This is a genomic window from Novosphingobium sp. (assembly GCF_041915465.1).
In the GTDB taxonomy this organism is placed as follows: Bacteria; Pseudomonadota; Alphaproteobacteria; order Sphingomonadales; family Sphingomonadaceae; genus Novosphingobium.
This window is the reverse complement of the sequence record NZ_JAYSBK010000041.1, coordinates 1-26,139: the sequence shown is the minus strand read 5'-3', so window position 1 is coordinate 26,139 and position 26,139 is coordinate 1. Positions and strand designations below refer to the sequence as shown.

Below are 26,139 nucleotides of genomic sequence, written 5' to 3'. Positions count from 1 at the left end.
GGTCCGGCACGCGGGTCAGGATGATCTTGGCTTCGTTCTTGTCGGCAGCGATGCCGGTGATCAGCTGGCGTTCCATTTCGAGTCCTTCGAGTTCCTCGTCCGAGACGATCATCGTGCCGGGGATCGTATCCGCGGCAGGGGCGTCGTCGTCGATGAAGGATGACAATACCTGCACCCGCACGCCTTCCTTCATGGCGAGGGAGACCGAGCGCGTCTGCAGCACCTTGGAGCCGACGCTGGCAAGTTCCAGCATCTCTTCATAGGTGACGTATTTGAGCTTGCGGGCCTTGGCGACGATGCGCGGGTCGGTGGTATAGACCCCATCGACGTCGGTATAGATGTCGCAGCGGTCCGCGCCGATCGCGGCGGCGACGGCCACGGCCGAGGTGTCCGAACCGCCGCGCCCCAGCGTGGTCACGCGGTTGTCGTGGGTCAGGCCCTGGAAACCCGGAATTACGGCGATTTCGCCTGCCGCCATCGAGGCCAGCAGTTCGGGGCTGTCGATCGTTTCGATCCGCGCCTTGGAATGGGCATCGTCGGTGCGGACCGGCAGCTGCCAGCCCAGCCACGAGCGCGCCTTGCAGCCCAGCGCCTGCAGCGTCATCGCCAAGAGGCCCGAGGTCACTTGCTCACCGGCAGCGACGACGACGTCGTATTCCGCCGGATCGTAGAGCGGGTTTGCCTCGCGGCAGAAGTTCACCAGCCGGTCGGTCTCCCCGGCCATGGCCGAAACCACCACCGCCACTTCGTGCCCGGCCGCCTGCTGGCGGCGCACGATATTGGCGACGCGGCGGATGCGTTCCGAGCCGGCCATCGAGGTGCCGCCGAATTTCATCACGATGCGGGCCACGCGTGTCCCACCTTTCCGCAAGAATCTTTCCCACGCGACCCCTCGCCGCGCGGCGCGCGCCCTGTTAGGGACGGGGGATGAGCAATGCAACCTCTGGCGCGACCATTCGCCCCGAAGAAGCCGCGCATTTCGGCAAGCTGGCGGCCGATTGGTGGGATCCGAAGGGTTCCTCGGCCATGCTGCACCGCCTCAACCCGGTGCGGCTGGGCTTTATCCGCGCCGCGATCGACGCGCACTGGCAGGGCGATTCGCGCGGAGTGAAGCCGCTGGCGGGCAAGCGCGCGCTCGATGTGGGCTGCGGGGCGGGGCTCTTGTGTGAGCCGCTCGCCCGGCTCGGCGCGGCAGTGACGGGTGTGGATGCGGCGGCGGAAAACATCGCGGCGGCCTCTGCCCATGCGGCGGGCGGCGGCCTTGCCATCGATTATCGCCACGGCGAGATTGGCGCGCTTGGCCTGTCGGGCTTTGACCTGGTCTGCTCGATGGAAGTGATCGAGCACGTTGCCGACAAGGCGGCGTTCCTCGCTGCGCTAGCCGCGCGCCTTGCGCCGGGCGGGCTGATGGTGCTCTCCACCCCCAATCGCACGGCAAAGTCGAAGCTCTTGATGGTCGAGGCGGCAGAGCGGATCGGCATGGTTCCGCGCGGAACGCACCACTGGGACGATTTCGTCACGCCCGAGGAACTGCGCGAACTGCTCGCCGGGGCGGGGCTGGTGATGGGCGAACCCAAGGGTATCGCCTTTACGCCGCTCAAGGGCCTGCACCTGTCGGACGACCTGGCGCTCAACTATATCGTGACGGTTGCGCGCTGAGCTACTTCGGCGTGATCGCGAGCAGGATCCACGCCATCCCCGTGGCGATCGCGAACAGCGCCCACGACCAGTAAAAGCTGTGCGAGCTGATGGTAACGTGGTGGATGCTGAGCCACCCGCCGCTCGATCCGCCCTTGCCCAAGACCGCGCAGACGATCCAGGTCAGCAGCGTGCCGGGTACCAATGCCTTGACGAAGTCCATGCCTCACCTCCAGCCTGACAGGCGTAACGCAGACAACCGCTTCAACCGCGTCCGGTCAAGTCCCGCATTGTTGCGTAATGCGCACCAGCTCGGCCCGAACCTGCGCCTCGCGCTCGTCCCAGCTGCCTGAAATTCGCCTCCACGGCACCTCGGCGCGCAGCAGCATTTCCTCCGCCAGCGCGGCAAAGCGGGTGCGCAGCGGGCTCTTGCCGAAGAAGCGCGTGCCATCGTCGATCCACGGCACGTCGGGCTCGAACAGCAGGTAAAGATCGGCTTTGGGATAGGCCAGCAGGGCATCAGGTACGTGGCCGAACAGCATCTGCGCCCAAGCGGCGGTCATCAGCGGGTCGGTATCGAGGATCAGCAGCGCCGGCTTGGCGCTCTCGGCGGCACGCACCGCAGCCTCGTGCCCCTCGGCAATCGCCAGCAGATCGTCCATGGTCAGGTCGGTGCCGCGCTCTTCGCAGTAGGTGCGGCCATATTCAGGCACCCACGGCAGGCCAAGCTCGCGCTGCAGCTTGTCTGCCAGCACCGACTTGCCAGTGCTCTCCGCGCCGTGGAAGCAGAGCCGGAAGGTCACCGCGCCGCCGCCCGCCATTCACGCAGGCCCTGGACCGACAGGATCAGGAACACGACATAGAGCGCAGCGAAATAGTACAATTCGCGGTTCACGTAGAGCGCGATCGAGATCACGTCGATCGCCACCCACAGCACCCAGTTCTCGATCCGCCTGAGCGAGAGCAGGAACTGCGCGGCAATGCTCGCGCCGGTCACCGTGGCATCGGCATAGGGCAGGGCGGCATTGGTGTTCGCGGCCATGAACCAGCCGAGCCCAAGGCTGAGAACGGCGGTAATCGCGGCCCAATAGAACCGCTCGCGGTCGCTCATCCAACCGACCGGGACGGTGGATTCGCCATGGTCCCTGGCCCGGCTCCACAGCCACCAGCCCCAGCCGTTGACCACGAAGAAGAACGCCTGCAGCAGCGTTTCGGAATAGAGCCGCTGTTCGTAGAGCGTGATGCCGACCAGTGCGACCATCAGCATCGCCACCGGGAAATTCCACACCGAACGCCGCATTAGCAGCACGATATTGGCAAGGCCGAGCAGCGATCCGGCGATTTCGCTCCAGTTCGCGATCAAAGCGCGGCTGCCCATTCATCGGGCTTGAAGCCGACCAGCAAGCCGCCGGGATGCTCCACGATCGGGCGCTTGATGCACGATGGGTTGGCCGCCATCAGCGCGGTGGCCTTGGTGGCATCAAGGTCCTGCTTGTCCGCTTCGGGCAGCTTGCGAAAGGTCGTGCCGGCGCGGTTCAGCACCTTTTCCCAGCCTGCCGCTGCGCACCAGCGCGCGATCTGCGCCGCATCCGCGCCCTGCTTCTTGTAGTCGTGAAAGGTGTAGGCGATCCCTTGCCCATCAAGCCAGGTGCGCGCCTTCTTGACTGTGTCGCAGTTGGGAATGCCATAGACGGTTACGCTCACGATTGCGGCCTTTCGAAGCGGTGCGTGCGGGGGTTGTCTGCGGTGTAGAGGGTGTAGTCCTGATAGAATTCGGCCCGGCCGCGCCCCTGCGTGGCGGCGTGGTCGGGCTGCATCCCCCAGGCCCGCGCGGCCTCGGCGCTCTCCCATTCGGACAGGGCGATCACTTCGCCGTCGTCGCTGGTATAGCTCTTGAACGAGAGGAATCCCGGCTGGGCGCGGGCGAGGGCCTCCATGCGCGCGGCATCGGCGCCATAGGCGGCGGCATCGATGTCGGCGCGCTTGCGGTTGCGGAATACGACGAGGAACATGAAACGCGGCTTAGCGGGCGCGCGCTTGCGCCGTCCACCGTTTTTGGCCAAAGCGGCTTCCATGTCCGTAAACACCTTTGGCCGTCTGCTGCGTTTCACCACCTGGGGCGAAAGCCACGGGCCCGCGCTTGGCGCCGTGGTGGATGGTTGCCCTCCGGGCCTGGCGATCAGCGAGAGCGTGATCCAGCCGTTCCTCGATGCGCGCCGTCCCGGCCAGTCGAAGTTCACCACCCAGCGGCAGGAACCCGACGCGGTGCGGATTCTTTCGGGCGTGTTCGAGGGGCGCACTATCGGCACGCCGATCTCGCTGATGATCGAGAATGTCGACCAGCGCAGCAAGGACTATTCAGGCGTCGCGAAAGCCTATCGCCCCGGTCATGCCGACTATGCCTATGACGCCAAGTACGGTTTCCGCGACTATCGCGGCGGCGGGCGTTCCTCCGCGCGCGAAACGGCGGCGCGGGTGGCGGCGGGCGCCGTGGCACGGCTGGTGATCCCGGAAGTGACGATCACGGGCTATGTCTCCGAAATCGGGGGCGACGCGATCGACATGGCGAATTTTGACGCGGCGGAAATCGGCAACAACCCGTTCTTCTGCCCCGATGCGGCAGCGGCGAAGCGCTGGGAAAAGATCGTCGACGATGCGCGGAAAGCCGGGTCTTCGGTTGGCGCAGTGGTCGAATGCGTAGCCACCGGCGTTCCCGCCGGATGGGGCGCGCCGCTCTATGCCAAGCTCGATTCCGAGCTGGCATCCGCCATGATGGGCATCAATGCGGTGAAGGGCGTGGAAATCGGCGATGGCTTTGCCGCCGCGCGCCTGACGGGCGAACAGAACGCCGATCCGATGCGCCCCGGTGAGGGCGCGCCGCAGTTCTTGGCCAACCACGCCGGCGGGATCGCGGGCGGCATTTCGACCGGCCAGCCGGTGGTGGTGCGCGTGGCTTTCAAGCCGACCAGCTCGATCCTCACCCCCCAGCAAACCATCACGCCAGAAGGCGAAGCCGCCGAGATGTTCACCAAGGGCCGCCACGACCCCTGTGTCGGCATTCGCGGCGTGCCGGTGGTCGAGGCGATGATGGCTCTCGTGCTGGCAGACCAGAAGCTGCTCCACCGCGGGCAGTGCGGCGCGCCTTAACCGCTATTTGTCCCATGCCGGGCTGCCAATGGCAGGTTTCTGCGCTTCCGGTGCTCACGACCTATCAGGTCGCTGCGCGCCGGTTCTCGAATCCCACCATTCTCGCCTCGGCCTGAGCCAAATCCCGGCCTAGTCGCAGGTCGTTCTGGCTAACCCCGCAGTACCGCGCCCAGCTTGGTCGCCGCCGCCGTCACCTTTTCGGCAATCGCCTTGAGCTCGGCTTCGTCGAAGCTCTTATCGCCGGGCTGGAGCGTGACTTCGATCGCCAGGCTCTTCTGCCCTTCCGGCACGCCCTGGCCGCGGAAATCGTCGAACAGGCGTGCGGCGACGATGCTGGCCTTGTCCGCGCCCTTGACCGCGCGGACCAGATCGCCTGCCGGAAGCTTGGCATCCACCAGGAACGCGAAGTCGCGCTTCACCGCCTGGAGGGCAGGGGGAGCATAAGCGCTGCGGGCAAAGCCTGCTGACCCGCGCTTGCCCGGGATCGCATCGAGGAACAGTTCCACGGCGGCCACCGGCACGTCGATGTCGAACTGCTTGAGGATCGCCGGGTGCAGCATGCCGAAGCGCGCCAGCACCGTCTTGGGGCCAAGCCGCAGCGTGGCCGACTGGCCGGGGTGGAACTGCGCCCCTGCCTCGCCCATGACCTGCAGGTTGTCGACCGGCGCGCCGGCTTCGGCCAGCAGGGCCAGCGCCTCGGCCTTGGCGTCATAGGCATCGAAGGACTGCGCCTTTCCAGTCGCCCAGCCGCGCGGGGTCTTTTCGCCCGCCAGCACCGCACCCAGCGTCAGGCGTTCGTCGCTCGCGCCATTGGCACCACGCAAATAACGGCGGCCCAGTTCGAACAGCCGCAGCCCCGCTGCGCCGCGATCGACGTTGCGGCGCACGGCGGCCAGCAGTCCCGGCAGCAGCGAGGGGCGCATCGCTTTCATGTCTTCGCTGATCGGGTTGGCGAGTACCCACAGCCCGCCATTGCCCTCGGCAAAGGCTTCGGCATCGGGGGTGGGCAGGAACGACCAGGTCACGGCCTCGTTCAGCCCGCGCGCGGCAGCGGCACGGCGCACGCGGCGTTCCAGCTTTTGGGCAGGCGTCGCCGTGGGGCGGGCGACGCCATCGGCGCGGGGCAGCGGTTCGCTGGTGATGTTGTCCAGCCCGTGAATGCGGACCACTTCCTCGACAATGTCGGCGCTGCCGTCCACGTCCGGGCGCCAGCTCGGCACGATCACGTTCCAGCGGGCATCGGTGCCAAAGCCCAGCGCGGTCAGCGTCGCCTTCTGCGCTTCGTCGGCAATCGCCACCCCGCCCAGCTGCAAGGCCAGGCTGGGGTGATAGGAGACGACCTTGGTGCCGCTCGGCGGGGTGCCGGCGCGGATCACCTTGGAAGCCTCGCCGCCGCAGATTTCGAGGATCAGCTGGGTGAGGAGATCCAGCCCCTTGTCGAGGAACGCGGGATCGACCCCGCGCTCGAAACGCTGGCGCGCGTCGGAGGTGAGGTTGAGCTTGCGGCCCGTATCGCCGATCCGCTGGGGATCGAAATAGGCGACTTCGAGCAGGACGTCGGTGGTCGTCTCCGAGCAGCCCGAATGTTCGCCGCCCATGATCCCGGCAATGTCGTGTACGCCGGCATCGTCGGCGATCACGGTCATTTCTGCGTCGAGGGTGTATTCCTTGCCGTTGAGCGCCAGCACGGTTTCGCCTTGCCTCGCGCGGCGGGCGAAGATCGCGCCGGTCAGCTTGGCCAGATCATAGGCGTGGGCCGGACGGCCATAGGCCAGCATCACGTAATTGGTGATGTCGACCAGCGCCGAGATCGGACGCTGGCCCGCGCTCTTCAGGCGGTCCTGCATCCAGTCGGGCGAGGGGCCATTCTTCACGCCGCGGATCACGCGGCCGAAGAAGGCCGGGCAGCCTTCGGGATCGTCGGTGCGGATTTCGGTGGGGCAATCGAAGTGGCCGTTCACGCTGCTGACCACAATCGGCTTCAGCGTGCCAAGCCCGGCGGCAGCCAGATCGCGGGCGATCCCGTAAACCCCCATGCAGTCGGGCCGGTTGGGCGTGATCGCCACGTCGAACACCGGGTCGGAGCCGTGGTATTCGGCAAAGGCCATGCCGATCGGCGCATCGGCGGGCAGTTCGATGATCCCGTCGTGATCCTCGCCCAGTTCCAGCTCGCGCGTGGAGCACATCATACCATTCGATTCGACACCGCGAATGGCCGACTTCTTGAGCTCGAAGCCGCCCGCAGGCACGACCGCGCCGGGCAGACCCAGCACGCCGACGAGGCCCGCGCGCGCGTTGGGCGCGCCGCACACGACCTGCAGCGGCGTGCCGTCACCCACGTCGACCGACAACACCTGCAGCTTGTCGGCATTGGGGTGACGTTCGGCGGTCAGCACCTTGGCCACGCGGAAACCGGTCAGCTTGGCCGAAGCGTCTTCGACGCTTTCGACTTCAAGGCCGATTGCGTTGAGCTTGGCGCTGATCTCTTCAGCAGTGGCGGTGGTTTCAAGGTGGTCCTTGAGCCAGGTGAGCGAGAACTTCATGTCGTCAGTCCCCCCTTATGCCTGGGTGCCGACGCCGGCCGACAGGGTCGGCACGTCGTTTGCGGAAAAGCCATAGTGCGAAAGCCAGCGGGCATCGCCGTCGAAGAACGCGCGCAAGTCATCCATTCCGTATTTGAGCATGGCAATCCGGTCGACCCCGATGCCGAAAGCAAAGCCCTGCCATTCCTCGGGATCAAGGCCGCCGGCGGCGATCACGTGGCGGTTGACCATGCCGCTGCCCAAGAGTTCCATCCAGCCGTGGCCCGGCGCATCGCCGCTGCCGCCCAGCACGCGCTTGCCATTCACGATGGCGAAGCCCACGTCGACTTCGACCGAAGGCTCGGTGAAGGGAAAATAACTGGGGCGCAGGCGCAGGACGATGTCCTCGCGCTCGAAAAAGGCCTTGAGGAAGGTTTCCAGGGTCCACTTGAGGTGCCCGAGGTGGATGCCCTTGTCGATCACCAGCCCTTCGACCTGGTGGAACATCGGGGTGTGGGTGGCGTCGGAGTCAGAGCGGTAGACCCGGCCCGGCGCGATGATGCGGATCGGCGCGCCGCCGGGATTGGCCTTGACCACGTCCAGCATGGTGCGGATCTGCACCGGGCTGGTGTGGGTGCGCAGCAGCATGGCGCGGCCTTCTGCATCCTTGTCGGGGAAGTAGAAGGTATCGTGCATCGCGCGCGCGGGGTGGCTTTCCGGGATATTGAGCGCGGTGAAATTGTGCCAGTCGTCCTCGATTTCCGGACCGGTGGCGACGGCGAAACCCATGTCGGCGAAGATTTCAGCGAGTTCGTCCATCACTTGGCTGACCGGGTGGACGCTGCCGCGCGGCGTTTCCGGGGCGGGCAGGGTAAGGTCGATGTTCTCGCTCGCCAGGCGGGCCTCCAGCTCGGCTGCTTCGAGCGCAGCCTTCGCATCGGCCAGCGCGGCAGTGACGCCTTCGCGCAGCGCATGGATCTGCGGGCCGACGCTCTGGCGCTCTTCCGGCGACATTGCGCCCAGCGTCTTCAGCAGGCCCGAGATCGAACCCTGCTTGCCCAGAAACTCGATCCGCAGTCCTTCTAGCGTGCCCAAATCCTGCGCGGCGGCGATGCGCGCCAGCGCTTCCTCACGGGTAGCTGCGTAGTCCACTGGTTTTCCGGTCCGTTCGATAGGCAAATGTCAGGAACCGCGCCTTTAGCCATGCAGGCGCGTGGCTGCAAATCGCAAAATTCGCGATGTGCGCTCAGGCGGGCGGGCGCTTGGCGCCGTCCGGGCTGTCCATGGTCTGCACCGCGACGCCGTGGTTTCTTGCCCGGGCATGGATGAACTGCTCCAGCACCGGGTGCGGGCGCGAGGCATAGTCACTCGGCGTCATGCCCATGAATTCGCGGAAGTCGCGCACGAACTGGGCCTGATCGTGGTACTGGCTGTCCATCGCCCCGATCCACTTGAGCGAAGGGTCGAGCATGAACTGGGCGAGGCTGCGCATGAAGCGCTGGCGGCGCAGCAGCAGCTTGGGTGAAAATCCGAAGGCCCGGTCGCAAACCCGCTCGATCGTCCGCTGGCTGGTGCCGATGCGTTCGACCAGCTCGCCAACGCTGGAGACCTGCGGATCGATCATTGCTGAGTGGATCGCCAGCACCTGCGTCTCGTTCAGCTTCGGGCAGGGCGGCAGTGAACGAAAAAACGAGACGATCGTCTCGAGTTCCTTTTGCTCGTCCCCGTCGCTGGCGAACAGCGCGTCGGCGAGCGGAACGAATTGGCTGAACGTGGGATGGGTATGGCCATCAGCGATCAGGTTGGCGTGGGCGGCAGCCGGTTGGCAAACGAACCGAGCCCAGCCGAGCGGCAGCAGCCCCATTCCCCAGAACCGCGATGAGCCAAGGGAGAAATTGGCGCAGCGGCTCGACGGACCCGTGGCGACGAAGCGTTTGCCATCGATCTGGTCGCCGCCCTCGATCCAGCTGTGCGGAGCAGCGCCATTGAAGAAGCGCAGGTTGCCCCATTCGGGCTGCAAGGCATCAACCACCGGCTGGCCGTCGGGCGAGGTGATTTCGGTGATGTAAAAGGACGTGAAATAGCGCCGCAAATCTTCAGGCGGCGCATGGAAGCGCGCAGTGACTGTCGGTTTGGACGACACTTTTTGCTCCCCGAATTCGGTATATCAGTCGTTAAGCCGAGATACATACAGGACGCGCGCTGTCGTCAAGTCAGTTTTCCTTATCACCTCGACCTTTTAACGCCTGCCAAAGGATTTCGGTTAAGCGGCTAGTCTGGAGCGCGCTTCAAGGCCGATGCAGCGCCTGGACCGCTTCGCCCGCTGCCGCGGCGCGGGCCCGGGCGGCGGCGCGCAGCACCGGGTGTTCAAGCGCGGCATAGCGGCTTGGGCTCATCCCCATGAAGCGCTTGAAGTCGCGCACGAAATGGGCCTGGTCGACATATTGCCAGTCGAGCGTCTTGATCCACGAGAGCGAGGGATCGAGCATGAACTGGGCCAGGCTGCGCAGGAAGCGCTGACGGCGCAGCAGCAGCTTGGGCGAAAAGCCGAAAGCGCGCAGGCTCAGCCGTTCGAGCGAGCGCGACGAGATGCCGAGTTGTTCGGACAGTTCGCTGACCGAACCGATTTCGGATTCCATCAGGGCGCCATGGGCAGCGCGGATCCGATGTTCGTCTTCATGCGGCGGCCGGGTTGTCAGCAATCCGCGGAAATAGGCGTCGATCCGCCGGGCTTCTTCAGCAGGATCGGCAGGGCCCGAAAAGACCAGCGCGCGCAGATCGGCAAAGTGGCCGAGCGCAGGTTCGTCGTCGGGATGGCAGAATCGATCCGCCATGTTGGCGGCCGACATTTCGGTAAAGCGGGCCCAGCCCTTCGGCAGGATGCCGATGCCCCAAACCCGCGTGGGTCCGAGGCGGAAATGGGCGGCGCAGCTGGTCGGGCCGGTGACAATCGTTTCGCGCGCGGCGCGGATCGGATCCGGTCCGATCGCCGCTTCGCACAAATTGCCATTGAAAATGCGCAAGTTGGCCCATTCGGGATGCAGCCAATCTTCAATTACAAGATCGCCGGCTGAACTGACTTCGGTCAGATAGTAAGTCGAGATGTACGGCGAAAGCTCTGCCGATGGCATGAAGAAACGGACAGTGACCGCATCCCCCAGAACTTGAACCGTCATTGCCCGTTATTCGGATGGTTCACCAAATCCGCCCCTTGCCACAGCGAAGTGATGGTAAACCTTCCAAGGTTGTCAATTCAAGACAATGTTGTGCCCCCAAACGGGAAAGGGCGCGGATGACAGTGCCATCCACGCCCTTCCTGAAGACTTGTCCTGAACTGTCGGCTCAGGCCGGCAGGGCAGCCTTGGCCTGAGCGATCACGGCGCTGAACACGCCGCCTTCGTTCATGGCGAGATCGGCCATCGCCTTGCGGTCGAGTTCGATGCCGGCCAGCTTGGTGCCGTGGATGAACTGCGAATAGGTCAGGCCCTCGGCGCGAACAGCGGCGTTGATGCGCTGGATCCACAGGGCGCGGAAGCTCCGCTTCTTAACCTTGCGGTCGCGGTAAGCGTACTGGCCGGCCTTTTCGACGGCCTGGCGCGCAACGCGAATCGTGTTCTTCCGGCGACCGCGGTAACCCTTGGCCTGTTCCAGAATGTTCTTGTGCTTGGCGCGGGTGGTAACACCCCTTTTGACACGTGCCATACTTCAGTACTCCCTCAGTTCAGCCCGTAGGGCGCCCACTTCTTGATCGTCTTCGCATCGGCGTCAGAGATCGTGTCGGTGCGGCGGTGCTGGCGGATGTACTTGGCGTTATGGCTGATCAGCCGGTGACGCTTGCCAACCGCGCCGTGCTTGATCTTGCCGGTTGCGGTGAGCTTGAAGCGCTTCTTCACGCCGCTCTTGGTCTTGAGCTTGGGCATTTTCGTCTCCTTGTCTGAGACACGTCCAACCTGCCATGGCAGCCCTAGTTGGCCAGGCGGGTCATCGAATCCGTGTCAATGAAGTGCGCGCCCCTAGTGGGGAATCGGTCAATTGGCAAGCCCAAGCACGATATTCAGCAGTTTTTCGGGCTCATCGTCCATCACCATGTGTCCGCCGCCGACTTCGTGCAGTTCCCAGGCGGGATCGCCCTCCACCATGTCGCGGAAGCGCGGGAAGGGCGTGGGCTGCCATTCGCTGGCGAAGATATAGACATGGCGCGGAACCTTGGCTTCCTCGCCGGTATAGTGCACCGGCTGTAGCAGCGTCAGCAGGGGGTGGCGGCCATAGCGCGGGTTGTCCAGCAACTGCACCCCGCCGATCGGGGCGACGAGACCGGGCGTGTCCTTCTGGGTGTCGATGTACCAGCGGTGCTCATAGTCGCCGGTGATGTCCCACAGCGACTGGCCATCGAGCGGCAGGAAGGCGTCGATATAGCACATGGCGTCGATTCGCGCGCCGAGGCGCGTTGCAACCCCGGTGATCACCATGCCGCCATAGGAATGCCCGCACAGCACGAAGCGATCGAACCCGGCGGCTTCGATCTGCGAGATCACGTCGTTCACGTGAGTTGTTAGGTCGATCGCGGGGTTGAGCCCGTCACGCCGGGTGCCAAGGCCCGCCAGCTGCGCGACCACCACGCGGTGGCCGCGTTCCTTAAGCTCACGGGCGAGGCGATCGTAGGACCAGCCCCCGCCCCAGGCCCCATGGACGAGGACGAAGTCGGTCAAATTCCGTTCTTCCGGTTGTATTCCTGCACCCATTCGCAGGTCTTGCGGATGCCGCCGAAGGGATAGAAATGCAGGCGCACCCGGCCGTGTTCGCCCGAAAGGCCCTTGGCGAAGGCGTCGACCAGCTTGTCCGGCCCGGCGGTGCCGAGCAGGTTGGTGATCGAGACGCCGTATTTCTTCATGACCGAGGCCGAAGCGCCCACGCCGCAGCGCGCGGCAAAGGCCAGCAGGCGCTTGATGCCCGCAGGCCCCGGAACGCCGATCCGCACCGGCACATCCAGCCCGCGGGCGCGCAGCTGCTTGAGCCAGCCGAGGAAGGCATCGGGATCGAAGCCGAACTGGGTGACGACCAGCGGGGCCATGCCGCGCCGCTCGATTTCGCGGACCTTGGCTTCCAACACTTCCCAGCACTGGGCCTCGGTCATGTTGGGGTGGCCTTCGGGGTGACCGCCAACGCCGATCGCCTTGATCCCGGCGCGCTCGAAGGCGCCTGTTGCGATCAGGGCAGAGGTGTCGAAATAGGGGCCTTGCGGCTCGGGCGGATCGCCCGCGACGATAAAGCAGCGGGTCACCCCGGCGCGTTCGACCACGGCCTTCAGATAGCCTTCGAAATCGTCTTCCGAGGTAATCCGGCGGGCCGAGAAATGGGGCATCGGCTCAAACCCCAGCTCGCGCACGGCGATGGTCGCGGCAACGCGGGCTTCGAGTTCTTCGCCGGGGAGATAGGTGATCGCGATGGGAGTGTCGGCGGGGATCAGCGGCGCGGCATCGCGCAGCGAGCCTTCGTCCTTGGCCGTCATTTCCAGGCTGAAGCCGTCGGTGATGCCCTCGGGCGCCTTGGCCCAATTGGGGTGGATCAGCGGTTTGCCCATCGATGCATCCTCTTGAATAGCCGGAGGCAGCCCGCGCGCGATTGGGGCGCTGCGGGCTGCCGGGCTTGGCCTGTGGCCTTAGCGGGCGGTGCGCCAGCCTTCGGCGTAGTTTTCGCGGGCGACGCGGCTGTAGGGCACCGAGCTCACGATCGCGCGCACTTCCAGCTGCTTGTGGGGTTCGACGGTGGTCTTCTTGGTGCCGCCGTTTTCTTCACCCCAGACCACGCGCACTTCGGTGCCGACCGGGATTTCCGGATCGACGGTGGCAAGGCTGAGCGCCTGCTTTTCGTTGTACGAGTAGCCGGTGAACATCGAGAGGCCGACAGTCTTGCCGTCCGCATCGACCACGCGGTCGTAGTTGGACGAGGCATAGTTCGCCAGCGGCACGTCGAAGAACTTGTACTGTTCGCCGTCCGGGTTGAACAGCGAGGCCATGATCTTGGCCATGTCCTCCGGATGCCAGGCCAGCGTCACCTTCTTGCGCTGTTCAGCCGGGTTCAGCGCTTCGAGCGCTTCGCGGCCGTGGAAGTCGTGGTCGAACTTCACGAAGCTGCCGTAACCCAGTTCCCACGGGTTGAGGTAATAGTCTTGGATGTTGTCCGAAACGAACGAACCGCCGATCGAACCGGTGGCTTCATAGCTGTCGGCGCCCAGCCATTCGCGGAAGCCCTTGAGCTTTTCGCCGGTGTAGATCGCGGGCAGCGGGCTTGGGATCCAGCCCGATTCCAGCGTGTTCGACGGGTAGGCGCGGCTGCCGCAAGCGATCAGGCCGAATTCCTTGCCGGCTTCGAGGATCGCGGCGCGGATTTCTTCCTGCTCTTCATAGGGACCCCAGATTTCGAGACCCGGCGCGCCCGACATGCCGTGGCGCAGGGTGCGAACCTTGCGACCGGCGATGTTCATCGTGCTCATGTTGAAGAACTTGAGCTGCTCCAGCGGACCGCCGTGCAGCTTTTCGATCACGGCCCAGGCGTTGGGGCCCTGGATCTGGAAGCGCCATTCCTTGCGGCTGACGGGCTTGCCCATCGGGCGCATCGGCGAACGATCGTCAAGCTCGACTTCGCAGTCATAGCCGCCGGTTGCAGCGTGGTAGCGCAGCCAGTTCGAGGCGGGCGCGCGGCCGACGTAAGTGAAGCTCTCCTCTTCTTCCCAGAAGATGATGCCGTCGCCGATCACGTGGCCATAGGGGGTCGTCGGCACGTACTGCTTGGCCTTGTTGACCGTCCAGCCCTTCGAGCTGTTGATCATCGTGTCGCTGAGCAGCTTGGCCGCATCCTTGCCGCGAATGTAGAGGTTCACCATGTGGTGCGACTGGTCGAACAGCACGGCGCTGTGCTGCCAGGCCCACTGTTCCGAGCGCCAGTTGGAGAATTCCGGCGCGACCACCGGATAGACATAGGCACCCAATTGCGAGTTGCGCAGCATCGAGACGATGTTGCCCTGCTGGGCAAGAAGCTGATCAAGATTGGTGGCGGCCATGTGCCCCGACTCCTCTCTGGTTGAATTTTGTATGCAACACATACTATCTTTTGCTATGGATGCAAATGAAAAGCGCTGTGGCTACGCAGCGCGCTTCAAATGGGAGACTGACTGATGGCCGAGGAACAGATCCTCACCCTTTCGTGCCGGGACAAGCCTGGCATTACTGCGCGTGTTACCGGGTATCTCTTTGAAATGGGCGGAAATATCCTCGAGGCCCAGCAGTTCAATGCCCAGGATAACGGGCAGTTCTTCATGCGCGTCGAATTTGCCCCGGGCGCGCAGGATTCGGCGGCGATTCGCGCCGGTTTTGGCGGCATTGCCGCGGAATACGGCATGACCTGGAGCCTTCGCGCCAAGAGCGCGCCGCGCAAGGTCGTGCTGATGGTTTCGAAGTTCGACCATTGCCTGGGCGATCTTTTGTACCGCAACCGAATCGGCGAATTGAACATGGAAGTGGTCGCCATCATTGGTAACCATCCCAAGGAAGCGCTGTCGATCTCGCTGATCGGCGACATCCCCTATTACCACTTCCCGATCACCAAGGACACCAAGCCGCAGCAGGAAGCGCAGATCAAGCAGGTGGTGACCGAATCGGGGGCCGAACTGGTCGTCCTGGCACGCTACATGCAGATTCTATCGGACGATCTGGCCGCGTTCCTGTCGGGCCGCTGCATCAATATCCACCACTCGTTCCTGCCCGGGTTCAAGGGCGCCAAGCCCTATCACCAGGCCCACGCGCGCGGCGTGAAGATGATTGGTGCAACGGCGCATTACGTGACCGCCGATCTCGATGAAGGCCCGATCATCCACCAGGACGTTGAAGCCGTGACCCATGCTGACAGCCCCGAGGACATGGTCCGCAAGGGCCGCGACATCGAGCGCAGGGTACTGGCCGAAGCCGTGCGCCTGCACCTCGACGACCGGGTGCTGCTCAACCACGACAAGACTGTGGTATTCCGGAGCTAGGCAGGACAGGACAGAGTTGTCAGAGGAGGCGGAAATGCAAGTCAACGCGCTCGATCACGTCAACATCATCACCGATGATCTGGATGGTACGGCCAAGTTTTACGAGGCCCTGCTGAACCTCGAGCGCCGCGATGCGCCGCCTCCCCTGACGCCTCAGACCGCGCAGTGGATGTACGACGCGGGCGGCAAGGGCATCCTGCACCTCAATTCGACCGACTGCATCCGCGCCTATGACCGCGAGGTAAAGCCGGGCGAACTGACCGGCGCGGTCCACCACGTCGCGCTCAACTGCACCGGCTATGACGAGATCATCCGCCGGATCGAGGCGGCGGGGCTGGATTACCAGGTCAACCTGGTCGAGGCGATCGGCCTTCGCCAGGTGTTCACCGCCGATCCCAACAACGTGCTGCTGGAACTCAATTTCTTCGGGGATTGAGGGTCAGGCAGTTCGCTTGATGGTGATTGCAGTTTCGCAGCCGGGAAACTGGGCTGCGATATGATCGACCCAATCCAGCGTCCTTGAGAGTTTCCTGCTCATTCGTGAGCCAAGGGTGGTTCGGCACTGAGCGACTTTCGCGGCCAGCTCTGCTTTGACCGGCAACCAAGGCCTCTGCACGCAATCTGCATAGCCCTGCGCTGCTTTCGCATCTTTCGACGATAAGCCGGGCACCTTGTGTTCAAGCGAAGCGGGGCAATTCTCTTGAGCGAGGACTGGAGCAGACAAGAGGAGGAGCGCCGCGCACAGATTGATTTTTGCCATCAGTATACCTCGATGCTGTTCGGTCAGGCCGGCCGCTCGCCCGCCATCGTCGTGCGGTACATCTCGCGCCGGAAGCCGTCATAGTCGTTGGCGGCAAGGTGCAGCGCGCTGCGGTTGTCCCACATTGCCACCATGCCGACCTCCCACTTGAGCCGGAAGGTGTAATGGTGCTGGGTGACGTGACGGCACAGGAAATCGATCAGAGCGTGGCTTTCCGCGCCCGTCATGCCCTCGATGGCGACGGCATAGACTTCATCGACATAGAGCGAGAGTTCGCCGGTCACCGGATGCCGGCGCACCAGTGGATGGGCGTTGCCCTCGAACGCGGCCTCGCGCGCGGCGTCGCTGGCGAAGTTCAGCTCCTTGCCGTCGGCCATCTTCTGCGTCCAGGCGTTGTTGCGCGCGCTCATCCTCACTTTAAGGGGCCGCAGCATTTCCTGCATCGCGGGGGACAGCGTGCGATAGGCAAGTGCCGTGTTGGCCCAGACGGTATCGCCGCCATAGGGCGGCACTTCGACCGAGCGCAGGATCGTTACCCCCGGCGGTTCGGGCAGGAAGGGACTGTCGGTGTGCCAGCCCGAACCGAACAGCCCCTTGGAGCGTGCCTCGGCTTCCTTGATCAGCGGCTGGACGTTCACGTGGCCAGGCACGCCGTTGGTATAGGCATCGGGCGCGAAGGGGCCCCAGCGCAGCGCAAAGGCCTCGTGCTCGGCGTGGGTCAGGCGCTGATCCTTGAAGAAGATCATCTTGTGCCGCCACAGCGCGTCCTGCACCTCGGCGAAAGCCTCGTCGGTGAGGTCGGGTATGGCGACGCCCGAAATCAGCGCGCCCATCGCACTCGCCATCGGGGTAGCGGTGATGTGGGCATAGTCACGAGCTGAATTGTCATAGCCGCCCGCCGGGCTTAGCCGTACTTCGCGCATCAGGTCCTCTCCTTCGCCAGCGCTCGCGGCGCGGTCTCTTTCAGCATCAGGGCCGCCGCCGCAGCAGCAAGCGCCAGTCCGCCACAAATCACGAAAACGGCGCCGCGGCCATAGGCATCGGCGGCATAGCCAGCGATGCCCGGGGCAACCACGCCGCCCAGCAGTTCAGCCGTGCCCATGGCAAGGCCCACCGCGCTGGTAGCCAGCGCGGGCGGCACGCTTTCGGTCGGGATCGTGGCGCAATAGAGCGGGGCAATGCCCAGCGGCAGCCAGCCGAGCAGGATCGCGGCGCCGAGCAGGAACGAATCCGGCGGCAGCGTCAGCATCGCCGCGGGGGCCAGCAGGCCCGCGAGACAGGCGCCGATCACCACCGGCTTGCGTCCGATCCGGTCACTGAGGAGTGGCAGCAAGGCCCCGCCGATCACGCCCGCGATCCCGCCCATCGACAGCACCTTGCCCATGGTTGGGCCGGGCAGGGCCAGGTCGTTGGTCAGGTGGAGCGGCAGGAACACGTTCTGCAGCACCAGCCACGCGGTAAACAGCGCGGCAACGCCCAGCGCCACGCGCATGTTGCGGATCGCCAGCAGTTGCCCCAGCGCGCCCAGCAGCGAAGGCGGGGCTTCTCCGGCGGCATGGTCGACAGGCCGGTCGGGCTTCACCAGCGCCATCATGATCAGCGCAAGGATCACGCCCGGCACGGCGGAAATGAAGAAGGCCGCGCGCCAGCCGAGGCTATCCGCCACCTGCGTCGCCACGATCGGCCCCGCCATCGCGCCCAGCAGGAACGCGCCTGCCATCTGCATCACGCCCATGTTGAAGCCGCGCCGCTCTGGCGTGGAGGTGTCCATCATCACCGTCTGGCTGACCGGCACCATCGGCCCCTCGGCCAGCCCCAGCAGGAACCGCGCGGCGAAGAGCGAGGCAAAGCCGATCGCGAAACCGCCCGCCGCCGATCCGAGCGAGAACACCAGCGTACAGGCCACCAGCAGCAATTTGCGCTTTCCGGTCCGGTCCGCCAGTTGCCCGCCAAGGAAGGCGGTGATCGCCACTGCGCCCGAAAGCGCGCCCGCGAGCAGCCCGAGCTGCGCATTGTCGAGTTTCAGGTCGGCGACGATGTAGGGCGAGAGGAACGTCGCGGCGAGCCGGTCGAACGCGACCACCCCGTTGGCGAGGGTCAACACCACCAGCAGCGCGAGCTCATAACCTTTGCCGCGCTGCTTCATGGCTTCATTCTCCGGGAATCGCCGCGATCAGCGCCGCAGTCAGTTCATCTGGCTTGGACAGGTAGGGCGAATGATCCGTCTCCAGCGTGACGACCCGCGCCCCCGGAGAGCGGCTCTGCATCAGGCGCTGGCTGGCGATCGGGATCGTCCGGTCCTCGGTACATTCGACATAGGTGCGGGGCAGGCTGCCCCAGCGATCGGCCGTCAGGTGCAGCTTGGTCGAGCGTGGGCCATGCGGTTCGGACAGGAGCCGGGGCAGGGCGGCTTCGACCAGTTCGGGCGGTGAGAGCTGCGCGAACACCGGTGCGGCGCGGGCGGGGTCGACCACGGTGCCTGCACCATTGCCGACGGGTGAGATCAGTGCGTCGAAATCGGGTGTCGGCCCTTCCAGCGCCTTGAATTCGGCGCGGCTCATGCCGTCGGGGAGCATCATTGCGCAGATATAGACCAGCGCATCCATCGCGGTCGAATCTGTCTCCGCCGCGGTCGAGATCACGATCCCGCCGCGCGAATGGCCCGCCAGCACCACCGGCGCGCCGCCAAGCCGGTCCTTCAGCTTGCGGCATTCCTGCGCAGCAAACGCGCCCCAGCCTTCAAGGGTGACGGCGCGCAAGGCCGCTTCGTCGCCGCCCATGCCGGGCAGGGTGGGGGCGACCACCGTATGACCGGCGGCTTCCAGGCGGCGCTTCACTTCATCGAAGCACCACCCGCCGTGCCAGGAACCGTGGATCAGAACGAATCCGGCCATTGCCTTAGCGGTCCCCACTCCACGTGCGCAGCCCGGGCGCGGTGCGGTCTTCGCTCTTCAGCGCTTCCGCCACCGCAGGCCGCGCGGTGACACGCTCGCGCCAGTCGACCAGGCGGGGATAGTTCTTCGCCACTTCCAGATCGGGGAACATCCGTTCCACCATCATCCCGCAGTGCGAGTAGAAGTTGATGTCGGCGAGGGTGTAGGCATCCCCAGCGAGCCACTTGGTTTGGCCCAGCTGGCCTTCGACCTTGTTCAGCGCATAGACGATCTTGTCGGTCGCGTTGGCCAGGTCGGTTTCCGAAAAGCCCGAACGCGCGGTCATCCACTTCTTGCGCTGGTCGGGCAGGGGTACGTGCTCCATCAGTTTTTCGAATTCGCCGCTGTCGATGTTGCGAGCGATCACGCCGACCAGGCGGTGCCAGCCGTGCATCGAGACGAAGTTCATCACGTGCTCGTCGACAAACTTGTTCCAGTACCGCATCCGCGCCGCCCCAACCGGATCGCGCGGGCGCAGCGGCCCGTCGGCCGGATTGGCATCGGGGAAGGCGTCTTCAAGGTATTCGTTGATCACCGTGGTGTGGGTGATGATCGTGCCGTCATGATCGAGCACCGGCACCTGGCCTTCGGGGTTGATCGCGGTGAACCAGTCCGAATGCTGCTCGAACTTGTGCAGGTCCACATAAATGCTTTCGTAGGCGAGGCCCTTTTCCTTCAAAGGCACCATCGACTTTAGCGAATTCGCCAGCGGTTCGGCGTGGTAGTATTTGAGCGCCATCGTTCTCTCCCAAATTTCCGTATTCTAGATCCGCAGCGTGCCCAGCACCCCGCCATCGACCGCGAGCGATTGCCCGGTCACGTGACTGGCATCGTCGGACAACAGGAAGGCGGCGACGGCGGCCAGTTCTTCCGCCTTGCCGGTGCGGCCCTGCGGCGTGGCGGCGGCCATTGCAGCCATGGCATCGGGCGGCAATTGATCGAGCATCGGGGTTTCGATGAACCCCGGCACGATGCAGTTGCAGCGCACGCCCTTGGGCGCACCTTCCAGCGCCACCGCGCGCGACAGGCCCAGCACCGCGTGCTTCGAGGCAACATAGCCGACATTGCCCGCCATGCCGCGTTCGGACGCAAGGCTGCCGGTGACGAGGATGGCCCCGCGTCCACGCTCTGCCATGCCGGGCATGACATGGGCGATGGCCCAGAACGGCGACTTGAGGTTGACGCTCAGCACCATGTCGAAGGTATCGTCGCCGTAAGCCTCGACCGGCGCGAACGCCCCGCCGGTTCCGGCATTGAGGAACAGTGCGTCGATCGGGCCGTTCTGCGCCTCGGCACGATCGAGCGCGGCGATCAGCTGGGCCTTGTCGCCGACGTCGGCGGCGGCCCACTTGGCGCTACCGCCCAGTTCCTTGCAGGCCGCTTCGAGCAGCCCGGCGCGCCGCGCGATCAGCGTGACGCGGCCGCCCAGCGCGGCGATCCGGCTGGCGGTGGCCCGCCCGATCCCGGTCGACGCGCCGGTGATGACGACATTGCGTCCGGTGAAGTCCACGGCGCGGCTGCTCAGGCGAGGCCGAGGACGCGCGCGGCGTTGTCCTTCATGATGCCGGGCAACACGTCTTCCTTGAAGCCGACCTGCAGCGCCGCATCGATCCACTTTTGCGGATGGATCAGCGGGAAATCGCTGCCGAACAGCATCTTCTTGCGAAGCTGCGTGTTGGCATACTGGATGATCTGCGGGGCAAAGTACTTCGGCGACCAGCCCGACAGATCGATGAACACGTTGTCCTTGTGCAGCGCCATCGACAGGCTTTCGTCGACCCACGGCCAGCTCGGGTGGGCGAGGATCACCTTCATGTCGGGGAAATCGACCGCAACGTCGTCAACCAGCATCGGCTGGCCATACTTCAGCTTCACGCCCCCGCCGCCGCGCATCCCGGTGCCCATGCCCGAATGGCCGGTGTGAAAGATCGCGGGCAGCTTGTATTCGTTGATCACTTCATAGATCGGATAGCCAACCTGCGCGGCCGGTTCGATATTCTGCATTATGTGATGGAACTTGAAGCCCCGCACGCCGCAGTTCTCAACCAGATCACGCGCCTCGCGCGCGCCCAGCTTGCCCTTGTGCGGGTCGATCGAGGCGAAGGGGATGCAGATGTCGTCGTGCTTGGCGGCGAATTCGGCCACTTCATAGTTCGACACGCGCTTGGCGCCGATCCCGCTTTCGCAGTCGACCGTGAACATGCAGAAGGCGATCTGCTGTTCGCGGTAGATCTCCGCGATCTCGGGCATCTTGGGTCGTTCGCGCGGGGCCTTGAAATAGGCGCTGGCGGCATCGAAGAACTGGCCCATCACCGGGTCTTCGGGATCGTGGCACGAAACCTCGGCGTGAACGTGAACGTCGATGGCCTTGATCTTGGAAAGGTCGATTGCCACGGGCTGGCTCCTCGGGAAAGTTTGGAAAAAATGCAGGCGCCGCGCCGGACGGTTCCGGCGCGGCGTCCCGGTGTCTGGCTTAGAGCTGGACGATGACCGTCTTGGTTTCGAGGTAGGATTCGATCCCCTGGCGGCCCTGTTCACGGCCCAGGCCCGATTCCTTGAACCCGCCGAACGGCAGTGCGGTGTCGATCACGGCGTGGCAGTTGCCCCACACGGTCCCGGCTTTGATCTTGGCGGCGAGCTTGTGCATGGTCGCCACGTCCTTGGTCCACACCCCGGCGCCGAGGCCATAGCAGGTGTTGTTCGCTTCGCGGGCCACTTCGTCGATGTCGTCGAAGCGCTGGGCCACGACCACCGGGCCGAAGATTTCCTCGCGAACGACGCTCATCTGCGGGTTCACGTCGACCAGCACCGTCGGGTTGACGTAGTAGCCGCCATCGGCCGCCGCCGCATCGCCGCCCATCGCCACGCTGGCGCCGTCGCGCTTGCCGGCCTCGATATAGCCCATCACGCGCTCGAACTGTTCCTTCGACACCAGCGGGCCCATGTGGGCTTCGGGATCGAGCGACGCACGCGGCGCCCAGAACGGGGCGGTGGCGGCAACTCCTTCGATCACCTGGTCGAACACCGAACGGTGCGCATAGAGGCGCGAACCGGCGACGCAGACCTGGCCCGAGTTGAAGAAGATCGCGCCCGCCGCGCCAGCCGCCGTGACGGCGACATCGACGTCGGGCATGACCACGACCGGGCTCTTGCCGCCCAGTTCCAGCGTCACGCGCTTCAGCGTGTCGGTGGCGTTCTTGTTGATCAGCTTGCCGATCTCGGTCGAGCCGGTGAAGGCGACCTTGTCGACATCGGGGTGCTTGACCATGCGGTCGCCCGCGGTGTGGCCGTTGCCGGTGATGACGTTGACCACGCCGGCCGGGAACCCGGCTTCGGCGATCAGGTCAGCCAGGCGCAGCGCGGTGAGGCTGGTCTGTTCGGCGGGCTTGAGCACCGTGGTGCATCCAGCCGCCAGCGCCGGGGCGATCTTGAGGCAGGCCATCAGCAGCGGGAAGTTCCACGGCACGATCTGCGCGCAGACGCCGACGGGTTCCTTCTTGGTGTAACCGAACACGGTGCCGTTGGGCATCGAATAGGGCTGGATCACCTCGCCGTTCAATTTGCTCGCCCAGCCGGCCATGAAGCGGATGTGGCTGGCCGCGCCTGGCACGTCGACCGCGCCGGCCATGCCCTTGGGCTTGCCGTTGTCGATCGCTTCAAGCTCGGCCAGTTCGTCGGCATTGGCCTCGATCAGGTCGGCCAGGCGGATCATGATGCGTTCGCGCACCATCGGCGGCAGGTTCGACCAGCGGCCATCGTCAAACGCGGCGCGCGCGGCGGCAACGGCCCGGTCCACATCCTTGTCCGAGGCATCGACGACATGGCCGATGATCTTGCCCGACGAAGGGTCTTCCACCTCGATCAGGGCGTCTTGGCTGGAGGCGACCCATTCGTTGTTGATGAACAGCGCCGGCTTGCGCGCAAGGAACGCCTGCGCCGCAGCCGAGTAAGGACGCTGGGTACGATCGATCGTGGTCATGTCGTTCATGGGTGGTACCTCTCCAAAGGCGATTCTGCTTTGCATCGCTATAGCGAAATTAGTAGGTAAGGCATACAAATTATCTGGCCGGATGCAACAGTGTGTTCGACTCCGACCATGCAGCGCAAAGGCTAGTGCGGACTGGTGCGAATGGCGAGTCAGATTGTTATTGACCATAGCATTATTGCAGCTATTCCCCCTGCCGTAAGATCGGCGTGATATGCCGCAAGAACTATGAGAGAGGCCCGTTCCAATGCCCACCATCGTTATCGATCCCGTGCGCAACCATGCCGCCGCCATGCCGCGCCGGATCGCCGTGGGCTGCGCGGAGACGGGCCGAACCTGGAACTGGGCGCAGTTTGACGCGGCGATCGACCGGGCGGCGGCCTGGCTGGTGGACAAGCTGGGCGCGGCCAGCGGCGCGCGCGTGGCGACCCTTGCGCGCAACCACCCCAACGTGCTGATCCTGCAATATGCCTGCGAGCGAGCAGGCGCGATCTTCGTGCCCTACAACTGGCGCCTCGCCACGGCCGAGATCGCCGCGCTGATGGACGATGCCCAGCCCGCGCTGATGTTCCACGATGCCGATTTCACGGTGCCGGATACCGGCGTCGAACAACACCTGCTGGCCGATCTGGAAACGCTGGGCGAGGCGGGTGCCCGCGCGCCCGTCGATGCCCGGCGCGGCTGGGACGAGCCGATGACCCTGCTCTATACCTCGGGCACCAGCGGGCGGCCCAAGGGCGTGATCATCACCTGCGCCAATGCCTTCTGGGGGCCGATCAACTTCACGCTGGGCTCGATGGTCAGCTATGAAAGCGTGTTCCTGTGCGATATGCCGCTGTTCCACACCGCCGGGCTGTTCGCGGCTGCGCGCGTGCCGATCGTGGCGGGGGGCACCGTGTGGGTCTCCTCGGGCTTCGTGCCGGACAAGACCATTGCCCGGATCGGCGATCCGGCGCTTGGCATAACGCACTATTTCTCAGTCCCGCAGATGGCGACCGTGCTGTGGCAGCATCCGGACTTCGCGCCCGAAAAGTTCCACGGCCTCAAGATGTACGTCACCGGCGGCGCGCCCAATCCCAAGGCGCAGGTCGAACGTTTCGCCCATGCCGGGATCCGTTTCTCCGACGGGTTCGGGATGAGCGAGACGGGGTCGAACTTTGCCATGCCCGTGCACGACGAGGACCGCCTGATCGCCAAGGCGGGCAGCTGCGGCCTGCCGCTGATGGCGGTGCAGACCCGCATCGTCGACGAGGACGGCAACGATGTGGCGCAGGGCGAAACCGGCGAACTGTGGCTGCGCGGCCCCTCGATCACGCCGGGTTACTGGAACCAGCCGGAGCTGACCGCCAAGGCCTTCCACGATGGCTGGTTCAAGACCGGCGACGCCGCGCTGCAGGACGCGGACGGGTTCTTCTACCTCGTCGACCGCAAGAAGGACATGTACATCTCGGGCGGCGAAAACGTCTATCCGGCCGAGGTCGAGGCCGCGATTGCCGAACTGCACGACATTGCCGAAGCCGCAGTGATCGGCGTGCCGTCCGAACGCTGGGGCGAGGTTGGCCGCGCCTTCATCATCCTCAAGCCCGGATCGAGCCTGAGCGCGGACGACATCACCGCGCACTGCACCGCGCGCCTCGCCAAGTTCAAGGTCCCCGCCAGCGTCATCATCACCGACACGATCCCGCGCACCGCCTCGGGCAAGGTGCAGAAGCATCTGCTGCCCAGGGATTGATCGCGCGGTCGATCCGACGATTGAGTTGGGGCTGCGGCGGGGCTAACCTCTGCCCGGAATGACCGAGGCCAGCTATCTAGCGGGCCGGCTCTTGCTGGCCATGCCCGGGATGGGCGATCCGCGTTTCGACCACGCGGTGATCGCGATGTGCGTGCACGACCGCGAGGGCGCGCTGGGGATCGGTGTTGGCGCGGTCCATCCCGAATTTCGGCTGCACGAATTGCTCGAAGATCTTGGGATCGATCCGGGCGTCGCCCCCGATTGCGCGGTGCTGGTCGGTGGACCGGTGGAGCCGCAGCGCGGCTTTGTCCTGCACTCGGGTGACTGGCACGGACCGGGTATGATCGAGGTCGAAGGGCTGTGCTGCCTGTCGGGCTCGCAGGAAGTGCTGCGCGCGATCGCCGCCGGTACCGGCCCGCGTCAGTGGCTGGTCGCGCTCGGCTATGCCGGTTGGGGGGCGGGGCAGCTCGACGGAGAAATGCGCCGACACGGCTGGTATGCGGCGGGCGCCCATCCGCAAGTGCTGTTCGATACGCCCGCATCGTCGCGCTGGCGTGCGGCCTGGCAGGCCGAAGGGATCGACCCGGCCCTGCTCTCTAGCGAGACGGGCCGGGCCTGACGCCGCCTATTCGAAGACCGGTGCTTCGCTGCCGCTCTGGCCGCTCGGATTGGCGACGGCCCAGCGGCCGAACAGCGCAATGATCGCATAGCAGATCACAGGGACGATCAACGCCATGCGGATATTGCCGGTCACGTCGGCGATGGTGCCGAACAGGTAGGGGACGAGCGCGCCGCCGACGATGGCGGTGCACAGGATGCCCGAACCCTGCGGGGTCTGCTCGCCAAGCCCTTCGGTGCCGAGGCTGAAGATCGTCGGGAACATCAGCGAATTGCACAGGCCGACCAGGATCAGCGCCCAGCCCGAAATCGCGCCCGCGCCGAAGGCCGAGATCGCGATCAGGCCGATCGCGGCGGCGGCATAAGCGGTCAGCACGCGGCCGGGCTTGAACATCCGCAGCACGAAGCCGCCGAGCAGCCGCCCGACCATCGCGCCGCCCCAGTAGAACGCGACCAGTTTGCCCGCGCTTTCAAGGTCGAGCCCCATCACTCCGGGTTCGCCAAGGTAGGCGATCATGTTCGAGCCGATCGCGACTTCCGCGCCGACATAGGTAAAGATGCAAAGCGCGCCCAGTTGCACTCGCTTGTTGTGCAAGAACAGGCCCAGGGTGCCTTCGACCTTGGCCTCGTCCGCCTTGGCGTGATCGAGCGCGGAACGGAACAACCAGAAGAGCGCGGCAATGCCCAGCATGGCGATCGCCAGCCACATATAGGCCTGGCCGATCACCGCGCCTTCCGCGACGCGATAGGCCTGGAGCTGATCGGGCGAGGCGGT

At 65.1% G+C, this 26,139-nt stretch carries 30 protein-coding genes; 6 read left to right on the top strand and 24 right to left on the bottom strand.

The features are described 5' to 3' along the window. Positions 1-835 (bottom strand): aspartate kinase (locus ACE3SN_RS09030; protein WP_374529400.1); only part of this gene is annotated, 835 nt, incomplete at its 3' end. A gap of 92 nt (positions 836-927) precedes the next feature. On the opposite strand from ACE3SN_RS09030, the gene ubiG reads away from it, so the two are divergent. Further along, positions 928-1,659 (top strand): bifunctional 2-polyprenyl-6-hydroxyphenol methylase/3-demethylubiquinol 3-O-methyltransferase UbiG, encoded by a 732-nt coding sequence (gene ubiG, locus ACE3SN_RS09025; protein WP_374529399.1) that lies wholly within the window; start codon positions 928-930, stop codon positions 1,657-1,659. Position 1,660: 1 nt separating this feature from the next. Here the strand turns inward: ubiG and ACE3SN_RS09020 are convergent, their stop codons facing one another. From ACE3SN_RS09020 to ACE3SN_RS09000, 5 genes are read right to left on the bottom strand one after another with little or no spacing between them, the layout of a single operon-like run. Then, the gene (locus ACE3SN_RS09020) at positions 1,661-1,861 is read right to left on the bottom strand and encodes a hypothetical protein (protein WP_374529398.1); all 201 of its coding nucleotides are present in this window, start codon (positions 1,859-1,861) and stop codon (positions 1,661-1,663) included. Positions 1,862-1,916: 55 nt separating this feature from the next. After that, the gene (locus ACE3SN_RS09015; protein ID WP_374529397.1) at positions 1,917-2,459 is read right to left on the bottom strand and encodes an AAA family ATPase; all 543 of its coding nucleotides are present in this window, start codon (positions 2,457-2,459) and stop codon (positions 1,917-1,919) included. Beyond that, entirely contained in the window at positions 2,438-3,016 is a 579-nt protein-coding gene (gene pnuC / locus ACE3SN_RS09010) for a nicotinamide riboside transporter PnuC (RefSeq protein ID WP_374529396.1), read from the bottom strand. Before pnuC ends, ACE3SN_RS09015 begins: the two co-directional genes overlap by 22 nt. Continuing rightward, the gene (locus ACE3SN_RS09005; protein ID WP_374529395.1) at positions 2,998-3,342 is read right to left on the bottom strand and encodes an arsenate reductase; all 345 of its coding nucleotides are present in this window, start codon (positions 3,340-3,342) and stop codon (positions 2,998-3,000) included. The genes pnuC and ACE3SN_RS09005 overlap by 19 nt, the downstream gene beginning before the upstream one ends. Next, complete coding sequence (locus ACE3SN_RS09000) at positions 3,339-3,650, bottom strand: antibiotic biosynthesis monooxygenase (protein ID WP_374529394.1); 312 nt, start codon at positions 3,648-3,650, stop codon at positions 3,339-3,341. Before ACE3SN_RS09000 ends, ACE3SN_RS09005 begins: the two co-directional genes overlap by 4 nt. A gap of 61 nt (positions 3,651-3,711) precedes the next feature. Between ACE3SN_RS09000 and aroC the strand changes: the two genes are divergently transcribed. After that, positions 3,712-4,785, top strand: coding sequence for a chorismate synthase (gene aroC, locus ACE3SN_RS08995; RefSeq protein WP_374529393.1), 1,074 nt, complete (start codon positions 3,712-3,714; stop codon positions 4,783-4,785). 149 nt (positions 4,786-4,934) lie between these two features. Here aroC and pheT read toward each other — a convergent pair whose 3' ends face one another. From pheT to ACE3SN_RS08950, 9 genes are all read right to left on the bottom strand, one after another. Then, a complete protein-coding gene (gene pheT, locus ACE3SN_RS08990) occupies positions 4,935-7,328 on the bottom strand; it encodes a phenylalanine--tRNA ligase subunit beta (RefSeq protein WP_374529392.1) in 2,394 nt (797 codons plus the stop codon). 15 nt (positions 7,329-7,343) lie between these two features. Then, positions 7,344-8,459: a phenylalanine--tRNA ligase subunit alpha gene (gene pheS, locus ACE3SN_RS08985; RefSeq protein ID WP_374529391.1), complete on the bottom strand. Its 1,116-nt coding sequence runs from the start codon at positions 8,457-8,459 to the stop codon at positions 7,344-7,346. 94 nt (positions 8,460-8,553) lie between these two features. Next, positions 8,554-9,450 carry a helix-turn-helix domain-containing protein gene (locus tag ACE3SN_RS08980; protein ID WP_374529390.1) on the bottom strand — a complete coding sequence of 299 codons (897 nt, stop codon included), beginning with the start codon at positions 9,448-9,450 and terminating at the stop codon, positions 8,554-8,556. A 145-nt stretch (positions 9,451-9,595) separates the two neighbouring features. After that, the gene (locus ACE3SN_RS08975; RefSeq protein WP_374529389.1) at positions 9,596-10,483 is read right to left on the bottom strand and encodes a helix-turn-helix domain-containing protein; all 888 of its coding nucleotides are present in this window, start codon (positions 10,481-10,483) and stop codon (positions 9,596-9,598) included. Positions 10,484-10,649: 166 nt separating this feature from the next. Further along, positions 10,650-11,009: a 50S ribosomal protein L20 gene (rplT, locus tag ACE3SN_RS08970; RefSeq protein ID WP_374529388.1), complete on the bottom strand. Its 360-nt coding sequence runs from the start codon at positions 11,007-11,009 to the stop codon at positions 10,650-10,652. 14 nt (positions 11,010-11,023) lie between these two features. Then, positions 11,024-11,227, bottom strand: a complete 204-nt coding sequence (gene rpmI / locus ACE3SN_RS08965; protein ID WP_189539454.1) for a 50S ribosomal protein L35 — start codon at positions 11,225-11,227, stop codon at positions 11,024-11,026. Between the two features lie 108 nt (positions 11,228-11,335). After that, positions 11,336-12,016, bottom strand: a complete 681-nt coding sequence (locus ACE3SN_RS08960) for an alpha/beta fold hydrolase (RefSeq protein WP_374529387.1) — start codon at positions 12,014-12,016, stop codon at positions 11,336-11,338. Next, positions 12,013-12,888: a methylenetetrahydrofolate reductase gene (locus tag ACE3SN_RS08955; RefSeq protein WP_374529386.1), complete on the bottom strand. Its 876-nt coding sequence runs from the start codon at positions 12,886-12,888 to the stop codon at positions 12,013-12,015. Before ACE3SN_RS08955 ends, ACE3SN_RS08960 begins: the two co-directional genes overlap by 4 nt. Before the next feature lie 78 nt (positions 12,889-12,966). Beyond that, on the bottom strand, positions 12,967-14,367 hold the full coding sequence (locus ACE3SN_RS08950) for an aminomethyl transferase family protein (protein ID WP_374529385.1): 1,401 nt from the start codon (positions 14,365-14,367) through the stop codon (positions 12,967-12,969). A gap of 114 nt (positions 14,368-14,481) precedes the next feature. Between ACE3SN_RS08950 and purU the strand changes: the two genes are divergently transcribed. Both purU and ACE3SN_RS08940 read left to right on the top strand, forming a co-directional pair. Continuing rightward, positions 14,482-15,336, top strand: a complete 855-nt coding sequence (gene purU / locus ACE3SN_RS08945) for a formyltetrahydrofolate deformylase (RefSeq protein ID WP_374529383.1) — start codon at positions 14,482-14,484, stop codon at positions 15,334-15,336. Between the two features lie 34 nt (positions 15,337-15,370). Next, complete coding sequence (locus ACE3SN_RS08940; protein WP_374529382.1) at positions 15,371-15,772, top strand: VOC family protein; 402 nt, start codon at positions 15,371-15,373, stop codon at positions 15,770-15,772. Positions 15,773-15,775: 3 nt separating this feature from the next. Here the strand turns inward: ACE3SN_RS08940 and ACE3SN_RS08935 are convergent, their stop codons facing one another. From ACE3SN_RS08935 to ACE3SN_RS08900, 8 genes are all read right to left on the bottom strand, one after another. Further along, the gene (locus ACE3SN_RS08935) at positions 15,776-16,096 is read right to left on the bottom strand and encodes a hypothetical protein (protein WP_374529379.1); all 321 of its coding nucleotides are present in this window, start codon (positions 16,094-16,096) and stop codon (positions 15,776-15,778) included. A gap of 23 nt (positions 16,097-16,119) precedes the next feature. Then, a complete protein-coding gene (locus ACE3SN_RS08930) occupies positions 16,120-17,019 on the bottom strand; it encodes a TauD/TfdA dioxygenase family protein (protein ID WP_374529377.1) in 900 nt (299 codons plus the stop codon). Next, positions 17,019-18,242 (bottom strand): MFS transporter, encoded by a 1,224-nt coding sequence (locus tag ACE3SN_RS08925; RefSeq protein WP_374529375.1) that lies wholly within the window; start codon positions 18,240-18,242, stop codon positions 17,019-17,021. Before ACE3SN_RS08925 ends, ACE3SN_RS08930 begins: the two co-directional genes overlap by 1 nt. Positions 18,243-18,246: 4 nt before the next feature. Beyond that, entirely contained in the window at positions 18,247-18,990 is a 744-nt protein-coding gene (locus tag ACE3SN_RS08920; protein WP_374529374.1) for an alpha/beta fold hydrolase, read from the bottom strand. A gap of 4 nt (positions 18,991-18,994) precedes the next feature. Further along, the gene (locus tag ACE3SN_RS08915) at positions 18,995-19,768 is read right to left on the bottom strand and encodes a glutathione S-transferase family protein (RefSeq protein WP_374529372.1); all 774 of its coding nucleotides are present in this window, start codon (positions 19,766-19,768) and stop codon (positions 18,995-18,997) included. A gap of 24 nt (positions 19,769-19,792) precedes the next feature. Then, the gene (locus tag ACE3SN_RS08910; RefSeq protein ID WP_374529370.1) at positions 19,793-20,539 is read right to left on the bottom strand and encodes an SDR family NAD(P)-dependent oxidoreductase; all 747 of its coding nucleotides are present in this window, start codon (positions 20,537-20,539) and stop codon (positions 19,793-19,795) included. Between the two features lie 11 nt (positions 20,540-20,550). Beyond that, positions 20,551-21,423: an amidohydrolase family protein gene (locus ACE3SN_RS08905; RefSeq protein ID WP_374529368.1), complete on the bottom strand. Its 873-nt coding sequence runs from the start codon at positions 21,421-21,423 to the stop codon at positions 20,551-20,553. Between the two features lie 79 nt (positions 21,424-21,502). Beyond that, the gene (locus tag ACE3SN_RS08900; RefSeq protein WP_374529366.1) at positions 21,503-23,017 is read right to left on the bottom strand and encodes an aldehyde dehydrogenase family protein; all 1,515 of its coding nucleotides are present in this window, start codon (positions 23,015-23,017) and stop codon (positions 21,503-21,505) included. Between the two features lie 244 nt (positions 23,018-23,261). Between ACE3SN_RS08900 and ACE3SN_RS08895 the strand changes: the two genes are divergently transcribed. Together ACE3SN_RS08895 and ACE3SN_RS08890 are read left to right on the top strand one after the other, a co-directional pair. Beyond that, a complete protein-coding gene (locus tag ACE3SN_RS08895) occupies positions 23,262-24,746 on the top strand; it encodes an AMP-binding protein (protein ID WP_374529364.1) in 1,485 nt (494 codons plus the stop codon). A gap of 58 nt (positions 24,747-24,804) precedes the next feature. Beyond that, positions 24,805-25,365, top strand: coding sequence for a YqgE/AlgH family protein (locus ACE3SN_RS08890; RefSeq protein WP_374529362.1), 561 nt, complete (start codon positions 24,805-24,807; stop codon positions 25,363-25,365). Positions 25,366-25,371: 6 nt separating this feature from the next. On the opposite strand, the gene ACE3SN_RS08885 is transcribed toward ACE3SN_RS08890, so the two are convergent. Next, positions 25,372-26,139: MFS transporter (locus tag ACE3SN_RS08885; protein WP_374529360.1), on the bottom strand; the 768-nt coding region annotated here is incomplete at its 5' end.